Annotated in this window: 12 protein-coding genes; 6 read left to right on the forward strand and 6 right to left on the reverse strand. The window is 70.4% G+C overall.

Features of this window, described 5'->3' with window-relative positions:
* The first annotated feature begins 72 nt into the window (after positions 1-72).
* Positions 73-531, forward strand: coding sequence for a lamin tail domain-containing protein (locus tag ACFY3I_RS42750; protein ID WP_390866357.1), 459 nt, complete (start codon positions 73-75; stop codon positions 529-531).
* 1 nt (position 532) lies between these two features.
* Here ACFY3I_RS42750 and ACFY3I_RS42755 read toward each other — a convergent pair whose 3' ends face one another.
* Positions 533-2,467 carry an acyl-CoA dehydrogenase family protein gene (locus tag ACFY3I_RS42755; RefSeq protein ID WP_390866358.1) on the reverse strand — a complete coding sequence of 645 codons (1,935 nt, stop codon included), beginning with the start codon at positions 2,465-2,467 and terminating at the stop codon, positions 533-535.
* 325 nt (positions 2,468-2,792) lie between these two features.
* Between ACFY3I_RS42755 and ACFY3I_RS42760 the strand changes: the two genes are divergently transcribed.
* The 3 genes from ACFY3I_RS42760 (at position 2,793) to ACFY3I_RS42770 (ending at position 6,230) form a co-directional block, all read left to right on the forward strand.
* On the forward strand, positions 2,793-3,809 hold the full coding sequence (locus ACFY3I_RS42760; RefSeq protein ID WP_390866359.1) for a LacI family DNA-binding transcriptional regulator: 1,017 nt from the start codon (positions 2,793-2,795) through the stop codon (positions 3,807-3,809).
* A 232-nt stretch (positions 3,810-4,041) separates the two neighbouring features.
* Positions 4,042-5,229, forward strand: coding sequence for a sulfotransferase family protein (locus ACFY3I_RS42765; RefSeq protein WP_390866360.1), 1,188 nt, complete (start codon positions 4,042-4,044; stop codon positions 5,227-5,229).
* A 263-nt stretch (positions 5,230-5,492) separates the two neighbouring features.
* The gene (locus tag ACFY3I_RS42770; protein ID WP_390866361.1) at positions 5,493-6,230 is read left to right on the forward strand and encodes an alpha/beta hydrolase; all 738 of its coding nucleotides are present in this window, start codon (positions 5,493-5,495) and stop codon (positions 6,228-6,230) included.
* 461 nt (positions 6,231-6,691) lie between these two features.
* On the opposite strand, the gene ACFY3I_RS42775 is transcribed toward ACFY3I_RS42770, so the two are convergent.
* Complete coding sequence (locus ACFY3I_RS42775; protein ID WP_390866362.1) at positions 6,692-7,216, reverse strand: hypothetical protein; 525 nt, start codon at positions 7,214-7,216, stop codon at positions 6,692-6,694.
* Positions 7,217-7,698: 482 nt separating this feature from the next.
* Between ACFY3I_RS42775 and ACFY3I_RS42780 the strand changes: the two genes are divergently transcribed.
* Both ACFY3I_RS42780 and ACFY3I_RS42785 read left to right on the forward strand, forming a co-directional pair.
* Positions 7,699-8,217: a hypothetical protein gene (locus ACFY3I_RS42780; protein ID WP_390866363.1), complete on the forward strand. Its 519-nt coding sequence runs from the start codon at positions 7,699-7,701 to the stop codon at positions 8,215-8,217.
* A 17-nt stretch (positions 8,218-8,234) separates the two neighbouring features.
* Entirely contained in the window at positions 8,235-8,519 is a 285-nt protein-coding gene (locus ACFY3I_RS42785; protein ID WP_390866364.1) for a hypothetical protein, read from the forward strand.
* Positions 8,520-9,228: 709 nt separating this feature from the next.
* Here ACFY3I_RS42785 and ACFY3I_RS42790 read toward each other — a convergent pair.
* From ACFY3I_RS42790 to ACFY3I_RS42805, 4 genes are all read right to left on the reverse strand, one after another.
* A complete protein-coding gene (locus ACFY3I_RS42790; RefSeq protein ID WP_390866365.1) occupies positions 9,229-10,050 on the reverse strand; it encodes an aminoglycoside phosphotransferase in 822 nt (273 codons plus the stop codon).
* A gap of 88 nt (positions 10,051-10,138) precedes the next feature.
* A complete protein-coding gene (locus ACFY3I_RS42795; protein ID WP_390866366.1) occupies positions 10,139-11,038 on the reverse strand; it encodes a JmjC domain-containing protein in 900 nt (299 codons plus the stop codon).
* Positions 11,010-11,534, reverse strand: a complete 525-nt coding sequence (locus ACFY3I_RS42800; protein WP_390866367.1) for a hypothetical protein — start codon at positions 11,532-11,534, stop codon at positions 11,010-11,012. Before ACFY3I_RS42800 ends, ACFY3I_RS42795 begins: the two co-directional genes overlap by 29 nt.
* 76 nt (positions 11,535-11,610) lie before the next feature.
* The coding region (locus tag ACFY3I_RS42805; RefSeq protein ID WP_390866368.1) for an IS30 family transposase at positions 11,611-12,464 on the reverse strand (854 nt) is incomplete at its 5' end.

The following is a 12,464-nucleotide window of genomic DNA, read 5'->3' on the forward strand; positions in this document are numbered from 1 at the left end:
TCGTGTGATAACACTTCTGTCGGGCCGGCAGGGGGTCGGTCCGACCGGAAGACATCCTGGGGGGATCTCTCCATGCGTACTGTGCGCATTCGTGCCGCCGTGCCCGCGCTCGCGGGCGCCGCGCTGCTCACCGGCACCCTGCTCAGCACCCCGGCGCAGGCCGCCGGCGGCGTGACCGTCTACCACGTGTGGTTCGACAGCCCGGGCAGCGACAACCGCTCCAACAAGAGCCTGAACGCCGAGTGGGTGCAGATCAAGAACACCGGCGGGTCGGCGGTCTCGCTCAAGGGGTGGGTCCTCAAGGACACCTCCAACCACCGCTACGTGTTCAAGAACATCAAGATCGGCGCCCACAGGACGATGAAGGTGCACACCGGCAAGGGCACGGACACCGCGTCGGACAAGTTCCAGAACCGTGGCGCCTACGTGTGGAACAACACGAGCGACACGGCGACCCTGACCAGGGCGAGCGGCAGCAAGGTCGACTCCTGCTCCTGGACGACGCGGGATCCGAGCGACAAGTACTGCTGACCTACTCGAAGGGGCGGCGGACGTTCTCGTGCCGGGACGGTCCCGGGGTCGCGTCGGCGATCCACGGGCCGTCGCCGGACGGGTCGACGATCCCCTTCTCCAGCCACTCGTAGGAGCCGCCGAGCACGCCCTTGACGACCTTGCGGTCCAGGTCGTCGGTGTTCGACCACAGGCGGGTGAACAACTCGTCGACGCGGACCCGGGACTGCCGGCAGAACGCGTCGGCGAGCTGGTAGGCCTCGCGCCCGTGGTCGCCCTGGCTGCGCATCAGCTCGGCCCGCACGCAGACCGCGCTCATCGCGAACAGCTCGGCGCCGATGTCCACGATCCGGCCCAGGAAGCCCTGCTTGGTCTCCATCCGGCCCTGCCAGCGGGACATGGCGTAGAAGGTGGACCGGGCGAGCTTGCGGGAGTGCCGTTCGACGTAGCGAAGGTGCGGGGAGAGGTCCACGCCGTGCTTGAAGTCCGCGTACGACGTGGGGAGCTGCCCCGGACCCGCGACCAGCTTCGGCAGCCACTTGGCGTAGAAGACGCCCGCGTTGGCGCCCGCCTTCGCCTTGTCCTGGAGGGACTTGTCGGGGTCGATGAGGTCGCCCGCGACCGAGAGGTGGGCGTCCACGGCCTCCCGCGCGATCAGCAGGTGCATGATCTCCGTGGAGCCCTCGAAGATCCGGTTGATGCGCAGGTCGCGCAGGAGCTGCTCGGCGGGGACCGCACGTTCGCCGCGCGCCGCGAGCGACTCCGCCGTCTCGAAGCCGCGGCCGCCGCGGATCTGCACCAGCTCGTCCGCCATCAGGCAGCTCATCTCGGAGCCGAACAGCTTGGCGAGGGCGGCCTCGATGCGGATGTCGTTGCGGTTCTCGTCGGCCATCTGGGAGGACAGGTCGACGACCGCCTCCAGGGCGAAGGTGGTCGCGGCGATGAAGCTGATCTTGGAGCCGACCGCCTCGTGCAGCGCGACCGGCTTGCCCCACTGCTCCCGGGCGCCCGACCACTCGCGGGCGATCTTCAGGCACCACTTGCCGGCGCCCACGCACATCGCGGGCAGCGAGAGCCGGCCGGTGTTGAGCGTGGTCAGCGCGATCTTGAGGCCCGCACCCTCGGGGCCGATCCGGTTGGCGGCCGGCACCCGCACCTGATGGAACCGGGTGACGCCGTTCTCGATGCCGCGCAGGCCCATGAAGGCGTTGCGGTTCTCGACCGTGATGCCCTCGGCGGCCGCCTCGACGACGAAGGCGGTGATGCCGCCCTTGCCCTCCGGGGACTTCGGGACCCGGGCCATCACCACGAGGAGGTCGGCGACCACGCCGTTGGTGGTCCACAGCTTGACCCCGTCGAGGACGTAGTCGTCCCCGTCGCGTACCGCGGTGGTGGCCAGGCGGGCCGGGTCCGAGCCGACGTCCGGCTCGGTGAGCAGGAACGCGGAGATGTCGGTGCGGGCGCAGCGGGGCAGGAAGGCGTCCTTCTGCTCCTGGGTGCCGAAGATCTTCAGCGGCTGGGGCACGCCGATCGACTGGTGCGCGGAGAGCAGCGCGCCGACCGCCGGGTTCGCCGAGCCGACCAGCGACAGGGCCCTGTTGTAGTACACCTGGGTCAGACCGAGACCGCCGTACTTGGTGTCGATCTTCATGCCGAGGGCGCCGATCTCCTTGAGGCCGGCGACGACCTCGTCGGGGATGCGGGCCTCGCGCTCGATGCGGGCCGAGTCGATCTTCGTCTCGCAGAAGTCACGGAGCCGCGCGAGGAACTCCTCGCCGCGGCGCACGTCCTCGTCCGCGGGAAGCGGATGCGGGTGGATGAGGTCGAGCCGGAAGCGCCCGAGGAACAGTTCCTTGGCGAAGCTGGGCTTGCGCCAGTCCTGTTCCCGGGCGGCCTCCGCCACCTGACGGGCCTCCCGCTCGGTGACGGTGGGTTTCTTGGTGGTGGGGGCGGACATTGAGGCTCACCTCGCCACGAAAAGGGTTGTTTGAGGACCGTTCGTTACCGACCAGTGCTACTGGATCGTTGGTACCTGAAACGGGCCGCACCCACCAGTCCTCGCGGTCCGATCGGGTCACCGGAACCCGCGGAACGCGGGCCGCGGTGTTGCGCCGGGAGGTTCTGCCGGGGGACGGTTCGGCGGGGCGTACGACGGATTCGCTGTCGAAGCGCTTCGACAGCATCTGGACACCCACCCTCACCGGAGTTAGTGTCGAACCGCCCTCACTCCCTGTTGTCGGTCACGCACACTGTCGAAGCGCTTCACAAACTTGGAGAGCCGGATGGTCACCCTCGCCGAGGTCGCCCAGCACGCCGGAGTCTCGGCGAGCACGGTGAGCTACGTCCTCAGCGGCAAGCGGTCCATCTCCACCACCACCCGGCAACGGGTCGAGCAGAGCATCCGCGAGCTGGGTTACCACCCGAACGCCGGCGCCCGCGCCCTGGCCAGCAGCCGGTCGAACATCATCGCGCTCATGATCCCGCTGCGTACCGACATGTACGTGCCGGTGATGATGGAGATCGCGGTCGCGGTGGCCACCACGGCCCGCACGCACGGCTACGACGTGCTGCTGCTCACCGGGGAGGAGGGCCCGGACGCGGTGCGACGGGTCACCGGCAGCGGACTGGCCGACGCCATGATCCTGATGGACGTGGAACTGGAGGACGAGCGGCTGCCGCTGCTGCGCGGCACCGACCAGCCCTGCGTGCTCATCGGACTGCCCGCCTCCACCACCGGGCTGACCTGCGTCGACCTCGACTTCAGGGCGACCGGGGCGCTGTGCGTGGAACACCTGGCCCGACTCGGCCACCACGACGTCGCCGTCATCGGGGAGGCGCCCGCGGTCTACGAGCGGCACACCGGCTTCGCCGAGCGCACCCTCGACGGACTCCGCTCCCGGGCCCGTGAGTTGGGCCTGCGGGTGCTGCACAGGCCCTGCGAGGGCGGCTACGACGCGATGGCCCTCACGCTGGCCCGGATCTTCGACGAGCGGCCGGGCACCACGGGCTTCGTCGTCCAGAACGAGTCCGCGGTGGAGCCGCTGCTCGCGCTGCTGCGCCAGCAGGGCCGCGCCGTGCCCGAGGACGTGTCGGTGGTCGCGATCTGCCCGGACCAGGTCGCCGTCCAGGCCTCGGTGCGGCTGACGTCGGTCGCCATCCCCGCCCAGGAGATGGGCCGTTACGCCGTGGAACACCTGGTCGCCAAGTTGGCCGGCCGCGGCGGTGACGACGTCGTCCTGATCGCCCCCGAACTGACGGTACGGGCGAGCACGGGCCCGGCGCCGACGGCCGGATCCTGACCCCTCCCGCCCGCTCCGACGGGTCACGCTCCTCGCCGCGACCGGCACGCGCCGCCTCCGGACCGTATACCGCCGTTCCCGCGCGGGACGGGGTGGAACCGCCGGTCACGGAGCGGTGGTCACGGGCTCCGGCGACCAGCCGGTTAATGTCTCAACTCATGGGTGCAGAGAAGCAGTTGGCGGCGGTATGAGATAGCGCATCCCCTTGTCCCCCACGAAGGGTCCCGTTGCCGTGTCCTTCGCACCGCTGCCGCTCGCGCTCGCCGAACTCCTGCTCAGACCGGCCTTCCGCACCCGCCGCGCACCGGACCGCGCCTTCGAGCGGCTGCTCGCCGCGGCCGGGCCGGCGGAAGGCGACGAGCAGTTCACCGACGACCTCCGTCACCTGCTGCGCTGCTGGTCGGGCGCCGAGCACCTCACCGCCGTCGGCTGGCTGTCCGCCCGCGGCCACGTCGGACGCCACCTCGCCAACCGGGCCCGCGTCCGGCGCCTGCTCGCCGAACACCCCGGGATCGAGCGGGAGCCCGTGGACCGGCCGGTGTTCGTGGTGGGCCTGCCCCGCACCGCCACCACGCTCACCCACAGCGTGCTCTCCCTCTCCGCGGACCACCGCTGCCCGCTGCTGTGGGAGTTGCTCACCCCGGACCTCGAACCCGGCCCGGAACGGCGGACGAAGGCGGTCGCCGCCGCCCGCCGCCTGGTCGGCGGGATCAACCTCCTCGCCCCGGACTTCCGCCACATCCACCACCTGCGCCCGGAGGGCCCGGAGGAGTGCACCTTCGCCCTGCCGCACACGGTGATGCCGCTGTCCCAGGCCGTGATCCCGCAGTACCTGCCCTGGCACGAGAGCCGTGACTTCACGCCCGACTACCGCTACCTCAAGCAGATCTACCAGGTGCTCCAGTACGGCCGCCCGCGCCGCCGCTGGATACTCAAGTCCCCGCTGCACCTGGAGAACCTGGACGCGCTGCGCGCCGTCTTCCCGGACGCCACGATCGTGTGGACGCACCGCGATCCGGCCACCGCCGTGGCCTCGTTCTGCAGCCTCGTCGAGCACGGCATGGTGGTCAACACCCGCCCCCTCGACCTCGACCGGATCGGCGCCACCTGGCTGGAACTGCTGGCCCGCTCGGCCGCCCGCGGTCTGGCCGCCCGGGCGCGCATCCCCGGCGAGGCGCTGGTGGACGTCCCGTACACGTGGCTGGGCACCGACCCGGGAGCGGGTGCCCCGAAGCTCTACGCGGCCGTGGGCGCCCGCTGGACCGAGGCCGACGCGGCCCGCCTGCCCGCCGCCGTCGCCCGCCCCAGGGGCGCCCGCGTCCACAGCTACGACCTGGCCCGCTACGGCCTCACCCGGGCCGACGTCGACGCGGCCTTCGCCGGCTACAACGAGCTGCGCGCGGAGGTCGACCGGCCCTGACCGCGTCCGGTACCGGCGGCCGGCCGCGGCTCGCGCACCCCGGGTGCTCCGGTCGGGAGTCCGCGGCGGCCGTCGTCGGAAGGATCCCGAAAACCCGTTGGCGGGCCGCGGCGGGCCCTGTTACCTTCCTGGAGGCCGTGCGAGAGAACAAGGAGGTGGTACCCGTGAACACACTGTCGACATGGGTGCTCTCCTCCGGGGTCACGGTCGGGCGATAGGTCGTCCGGGAGCGCCGTCCAAGCGCACTCCCGAAAGGCACGACCATGCACTTCACTTCTGAGCGACACCTCGAAGACGGCGTCCTCGAACGCGGTTTCACCCTCGACGGGATCCCCGGCACCCTGTGGACGCCCGGATCCGCGTCCGCGTCCACGCCGGTACCGCTGATCCTGCTCGGCCACCCGGGCGGACTGGACAGGATGTACCCCCGGCTGGCGGGCCGAGCCCGGCACGCCGTGGCGGACGGTTTCGCGGCGGCCACCATCGAACTCCCCGGAAGCGGTGACCGGCCCCGTTCGGCCGCCGCCGAGGAGGCCCGCGCAGACCTGCGCCGGGCGCTGCAAGCCGGCGAACGGGTCGGCGACGACGTCGTGGACCGGCTGGTCCTCCCCCTGGTCGAGAAGTCGGTCCCGGAATGGCGGACCACCCTGGACGCCCTCCTGTCCCTCCCCGGGATCGGCGGCCCGGTCGGGTTCTCGGGGGGCGTGATCTCCATCGGAATCCGCCTCGCGGTGGTCGAACCGCGCATCGTGGCCGCCGGCCTCTTCGCCGGGAGTTTCGTGCCCCGGGCGATGTTCGAGGAGGCCCGCCGGGTCACCATCCCGTTGCACGTCCTTCTGCAGTGGGACGACGAGAGCAACGACCGGCAGGCGGCCCTCGACCTGTTCGACGCCTTCGGCTCCAAGGAGAAGTCCCTGCACGCCAACATGGGCGGCCACACCGGTGTCCCGCAGTTCGCGGGGGACGCCGCGGCCCAGTTCTTCACCCGGCACCTGAGGTGACACCGGCCCACCGTCCCGACGACGCCTGACACACGACGGCCGGAGCCCCCGCGTCCTGATGCCCTCCGCAGGATGCCTGACCTGCCGGTTTGCTCCGACTAGGGCCGATCCGTCCAGCCCGAGCCCGGTCCGGGCGGCTTCAGCCCGCCCCGAGCCGTCCACGCGTCGAAGCGTGTCGCGTGGGAACACCGGCGAGAACACCCAGCCGGGTCGCCGTTCCCACCTGCGCGTTCTTCGCGCTGGACGGCTCTCGGCGCGGGACTCCGGCAAGACGACCGAAAGGTCACCCCGTGACGACCCGGGAACGTCAGGCTGCGTCCGCTCGTGCGATGCGCGGCCCGCACCTCCTCGGGCGACACGCGGCCCGGGCGGATGTGTTCCCACAGCCAGTCAGCCGTTGCCGCACACGCCGGTGTTGCCTCGCCCTGTCGCGCCACTGGGCCGGCAACTCCTGGACGCCGTCAGGCGGGAGCGGGTGTCGAGGGGAGAGGCCGCCTCCTCCTCGAATCGAGAGAGGTCGCGTCGGGCGGGAAGGGGCAGGGCAGGGTGTGGAACAGGTTGGGGCAGCAGACGACGGCGTAGGACGCGAGCAGGCGCGAGTGGGTCCAGTAACCCCAGACGATGTCCACCCCGCGCGGCAGCGCGTCCAGGGCGTACTCCACCTTGGACTCCAGGGTGTTGTACGCGGCCTTGCCGTCCTCCCGGACGACGGGAGGCGTCTCGGCGTACCGTTCCGCGAGCCACGCCACGGCACCCTCTGAGGTGGTGCAGGTGGCGGCCACCTGGCGATCCCTCATCAGCCAGTGGCCCGTCATCACCGGTGGCAGCTTCTCCTCCAGGAAGATGCGGGTCTGCGGGTCCTGCGAGTTCTGGCCGGGGCGGCGCCGCCCCTCCTGCTTGTGGGTGTCCCCGCTCCCGATCCACGGGCCGAACACGTGCCAGTGTCCGGTCCAGTTCTGGCTGGTCAGCTTGCCCTCACCGCTCACCCTGTGACCCCTTCCCAGGTAGAAAAGCGGGCCCCCGCCCGCAGGGAGCGGGGGCCCGCCCGAAACGCTCCGAGGCTTGGCGGCCTCAGACTGTAGGGCCCGGCACTGACATCGCCGGGATACCGGCGTCACACGCCGAAGATCAGCCCGGACGGGGCGGGCGCGGTACGCGGTTCGGCGCGGGTGAAACGCAGCACCGGGCCGCTGGACGGCTCCGAACATCCCCGACAGCACGCGGTCGTGGGGGAACTACGACGCCGCGACCCGCACAGGAAGGGCCGGGTCGCCGTCGGCCCGGCCTGCCGGGTCAACACCGTGCGGGCCGGAGCCCCGCCTGGAACCTGGGCGGGACTTGAGCACCGCTGACCGGCCACATCCGGCGTTCGTCACGATTGAGTGAATCCCCCCGACAAGCGGCAACCACGCGACACCTCCACAAGTCACACACCCCACAGTCACACTCGAACACCCCAGGGGGAACCATGCGCCTCAAGACCGCCGCCGCACTCACCGCCGGCGCCACGCTCGCACTCGTCGGCTGCTCCAACTCGAGCAACAGCAGCGGCGACACCGGCGCCCCGCCCAAGGCGGAGGCGGCCGTCAGCAAGCCGGTCACCGCCGACACTGCGTTCACGCAGCTCTCCGACGCGGTCACCTCGGCGAAGCTCTCCGGCACGGTCACCGCGGAGAACGACCCCAACCACCTTCTGGGACGCCCCAACCAGTACACCTCGAAGATCACCTTCACCGACACCCGCATCAAGACGTCCGACGTCGAAGGCTCCGACAAGGGCGACGTCGACCGCGGCGGTGCCATCGAAGTCTTCGCCGACGGCGCCGGCGCACAAGCCCGAGCCGAGTACATCCAGACCGTCACCAAGTCGATGCCCGCGCTCTCCGAGTACGACTACGTCCACGGCACCGTCCTGGTCCGGGTATCGCACTACCTGACCCCGACGCAGGCCGCCGGGTACAAGACCGCCGCGAACGGCCTCGGCTGAACGGGAAGGCGCTCGCCATGACGCGCACGCTCACAACCGCAGCAGTGCTCCTCGCCGGGCTGGCCGTCGCTGGATGTTCAGCCGGACCTTCGTACAACGAGACCGTCGAAAACTGCCGAGCCGCGCTCGTCAAGCAGTACAGGGAAGGCGGCAAGGGCAAGCCCACGGAGTGCGACGGGGTGAAGCAGGACGACTACGACGTCCTCGTCCTGAACGCCGCGATGGGCCACCTCGGCTGGACCGACAGCGACGGCGACTTCGACGAGAACAAGATGCTCGACTCGGCGACAGAGGAACCGTAGACCGCACGGTCCGGCTCCTCGCACCGTGTTCCCGCGCGCCCGTGGACATCCGCCAAGATCCGGCCGTCAGCCCAGGTCGTCCCCTATGGGACACACGACGGCCGGAGCCCCCGCACAGGGAGCCCTCCATATAGGGCCTGACCTGCTGGTTTCCTCTGACCAGGGCGAATGCGTCCCGCCCCAGCCCGGACTGAGCCGCTTCAGCCCGCCTCAAGCCGTCCGCGCGTCGAAGCGTGTTCCCGCGGGAACACCGGCGAGAACACCCGCCCCGGACCTGGTTCCCACCTGCGCACTCCTCGCGCTGGACGGCCCTCCGGGCAGCACTCCAGCAAGACGACCGAAAGGAGCTCACGGAGGAGGCGCGCGGACGGCACGCTTCGTCCGCTTGTGCAAAGTTTCGGGCCCTCCTGCAACCGGCAAGCCTTTTCATGCCGTAGAACGCAATGGGGCCCGGCGGCACGTCTCGCCGCCGGGCCCCACCATGGCACCCCCTGTCCAACTTGCGGAGTATGGACGAGGGGCCACCCACCGCGCCGAAGCGCGGCAGCTTGTCGGATGTAACGGCCGTTGGCCAGAAACACGGGTGACATTTAACCGCGAACTATGCACCGTGACTAGATGAACGTGACTAACTACCATCAGTCACCCAAATGAGCTAACCTAGGATGTTTGCCGTCGAACGGACGCCCGCAACTCCCGGGTGTGGCGGTCACGTTCCGGTCTCGGACTCGAGGGTGAGGTAGGCCCGTAATTCAGCGGCACAGGCGGCCGCGTGGATCGTCTCCCGGGTCATTTCGGCAGCGGCGGTGCTGTGCCATAAGCGCGCGACAGCAGCCGAGAACGCGCGCAGCGCCGTGGGGGCAGCTTCACGCCAGGACCACAGTTGACGCGCCCAGCTCACCGCCACCGCCACCGCCTGCCCCGCCTCCATGATCCGCAGCGCCCACAGAAATGGCTCGATCCATGCGGCCCCCCGCGTAGGGCATGCCCAGTCGACCGGGCATGCCTGGCTGTCGGTGATGAGCACGTTGTCAGGCCGTAGGTCGGTGTGGAGCAGGGCCTGGCCGTCGAACAGTTCCGCGTCGCCGTCGTCTGCGTACGGGCCCCACCGCTCCTGGGCGGTCGTGAGACTCAGGCCGGCCGGGGCGGTCGCCTGTCGCAGCTCCTCCAGGGCGGCGAGCACCAGGCCGAGGTCCGCGGGTTGCGTGTAGTCCGCGTGGCGCCCCTCCACGGCCTGGTAGCCGAGCAGGGACCAGCCGAAGGCGTCCGTGGACCACAGCAGCCGCGGGCAGGAGCTGGGGGTGTGGGGGTTGATGGCTGCCTCGCGCCTCTGGCTCTGTATGCGAGGGTCGCCAAGGGGCACGCCCTTGAGGAACACGGGGCCGCCTTCGGTGTCCAGCACCGAGGCGATCGCGCAGTTGCGGCCGGCGGTGACCGTGCGGTCGGCGCGGACGGGGCCGGTCTGGGCGATGACGGCGCGGCGGACGGGGACGGGTAGGTCCTGGTAGTCGTAGCGGGGCAGGCTGCTCACGGAACAAGGTCCTCACAGTGGGGCAGAGGGTGAGAAAGCGGGGCTGCCCCGGCCAACGGCTGGCCGGGGCAGTCGAGTAGCGCATGGTTCAGGTGGTGTACTCCAGGTCAGTGAGGGCGTTCTGGCTCACCTGGCCAGCGAGCGCGGCGACGTCCACGCGGCCCAGGTGATCCAGGAGGCGCTGGCGGACGTCGTCCAGTCGGCCGGGCAGGTCGGGGCCGAGCAGGTCGCCAGGCCTGATCACGCGGCGCAGCTCCGGGTCCTTGATGGCCTCGCCCAGGAGCTGCTCCGCCAGCCAGTACGGCGTCCGCTCCCGGATCGCGAACGTCAGGTGGGTGCTGTCCTCGCCGTCGGCCGGCACCCACGGGTTGTGGATCCAGCCGCGGGGCAGCAGCAGCGACTGGCCCGGTTCCAGCATCACCACCTGGTCGGGGCCCCGGCGTTCCCAGTCATCCACCCACTCAGGGCGCCATACGGCGTACGACTGGTTGACCGTGCGCATGGGGGCGTCCACGACGGGAGCCCACAGCTCCCACCGCTTGACGCCTTCCAGTTGGACGATGACCGCCATCTGCTGGTCCCAGTGATGGCGCAGGCCCTGCTGTCCGGGTGCCGTCATGAACGCGTGAACGTAGTTGCTGTAGCCGGTCTCCGCCTGGATGCCTCGCGAGATCCGGCCGAACACGGCCATGCACCGCTGGAGGTTGCCCAGGCGGATGGTGTAGCCGCGCTCGTACAGGGACCGCAGCCGGTCCCCGTCCAAGCGGCCGTGCGTGGAGAACGCGTGGGCGGTGACGGCCGGCACGTCGCCCTTGAGGGCGCGCACTTCCTCGGGCGGCACGCAGCCCAGGCGGATGTGCTCCCACAGCCAGTCAGCCGTGATGCCGTCCACGCCGGTGTTGCCGCGCACGTACACCTGCGGCTTGTCGGGCCACTCCGTCAGCAGCTCCTTGACGCCGTCAGGCGGGAGCAAGTGTTGAAGGGACATTCCCCCTCCTCCTCGAATCGAGAGAGGTCACGTTGGGCGGGAAGGGGCAGAGCAGATTGTGGAACAGGTTGGGGCAGCACACGACGGCGTAGGACGCGAGCAGGCGCGAGTGGGTCCAGTAACCCCAGACGATGTCCACCCCGCGCGGCAGCGCGTCCAGGGCGTACGCCACCTTGGACTCCAGGGAGTTGTACGCGGCCATGCCGTCCTCCCGAACGACGGGAGGCGTCTCGGCGTACCGCTCCGTGAGCCACTCCACGGCGTCCTCTGCCGTGGTGCAGGTGGCGGCCACCTGGCGACCCCGCATCAGCCAGTGGCCCGTCATCACCGGGGGAAGCTTCTCCTCCAGGAAGATGCGGGTCTGCGGGTCCTCCGGGCTCTGGCCAGGGCGGCGCCGCCCCTCCTGCTTATGGGTGTCCCCGCTCCCGATCCACGGGCCGAACACATGCCAGTGTCCGGCCCAGTTCTGGCTGGTCAGCTTGCCCTCACTGCTCACCCTGTGACCCCTTCCCAGGTCGAAAAGCGGGCCCCCACCCGCAGGGCGAATTCCAGGGGTCGTTGCAACACGGTGGTCAACTGGCTGTGGCCAGGAGCCTAGCGAGACGCTCGGCTGGGGTTTCCCAGTCGAGCGTTTTGCGTGGCCGGCTGTTCAGTTCGGCGGCGACGGCCGCGAGGTCCTGGGCGGTGTGGGCGGCCAGATCGGTGCCCTTGGGGAAGTACTGCCGCAGCAGCCCGTTCGTGTTCTCGTTGGAGCCGCGCTGCCAGGGACTGGCCGGATCGCAGAAGAAGACCGGGATGCCCGTGGCGACGCTGAAGGACCGGTGCGCGGTCATCTCGGAGCCCTGATCCCAGGTCAGGGACCGCCAGAGGTGGCGCGGGAGGGACTCGATGCTCGCTGCGAGCGCGTTGCGGGTGGCCATGGAGCTGTGACCGGTGGGCAGGTGGACGAGCATCAGGTAGCGGGTGGAGCGTTCGACCAGGGTGCCGATCGCCGACTTGCTGTTCTTGCCGATGATCAGGTCGCCCTCCCAGTGGCCCGGGACGGCTCGGTCGGCCGCCTCGGCGGGCCGCTGGCTGATCATGACCATGTTCTTGATGGGGCCCGGCTGGCGCTTGTAGGCGTGGCGGTGCGGGCGGCGCATGGCGCGGCCGGTCCGTAGCGAGCGGGTCAGTTCCCGGCGGAGCTCTCCGCGGCCTTGGACGTAGAGCGCCTGGTAGATCGTCTCGTGGGTCACGTGCATCTCCGGCCGGTCGGGGAAGCGTGCCCGCAGAGCGTGGCAGATCTGCTCGGGGCTCCAGCGCATCGCCAGATGTTCCTGGATGAAGTCGCGCAGTTCGGGGTTCTGGCCGATCTTGCCCACCTTGGGCCGGGGGCGGCGACATTCGGCCCGGCGGTGGGCGTGGAAGGGCTGGTAGGTGAAGCCGC

It is taken from the genome of Streptomyces sp. NPDC001068 (genome assembly GCF_042897315.1).
Classification (GTDB): domain Bacteria; phylum Actinomycetota; class Actinomycetes; order Streptomycetales; family Streptomycetaceae; genus Streptomyces.

Bases quoted from the DNA above. Each gene is read 5' to 3' on its own strand.
- ACFY3I_RS42750 (WP_390866357.1), top strand. From the start codon at position 73: ATGCGTACTGTGCGCATTCGTGCCGCCGTGCCCGCGCTCGCGGGCGCC.
- ACFY3I_RS42755 (WP_390866358.1), bottom strand. From the start codon at position 2,467: ATGTCCGCCCCCACCACCAAGAAACCCACCGTCACCGAGCGGGAGGCC.
- ACFY3I_RS42760 (WP_390866359.1), top strand. From the start codon at position 2,793: ATGGTCACCCTCGCCGAGGTCGCCCAGCACGCCGGAGTCTCGGCGAGC.
- ACFY3I_RS42770 (WP_390866361.1), top strand. From the start codon at position 5,493: ATGCACTTCACTTCTGAGCGACACCTCGAAGACGGCGTCCTCGAACGC.
- ACFY3I_RS42780 (WP_390866363.1), top strand. From the start codon at position 7,699: ATGCGCCTCAAGACCGCCGCCGCACTCACCGCCGGCGCCACGCTCGCA.
- ACFY3I_RS42785 (WP_390866364.1), top strand. From the start codon at position 8,235: ATGACGCGCACGCTCACAACCGCAGCAGTGCTCCTCGCCGGGCTGGCC.
- ACFY3I_RS42795 (WP_390866366.1), bottom strand. From the start codon at position 11,038: ATGTCCCTTCAACACTTGCTCCCGCCTGACGGCGTCAAGGAGCTGCTG.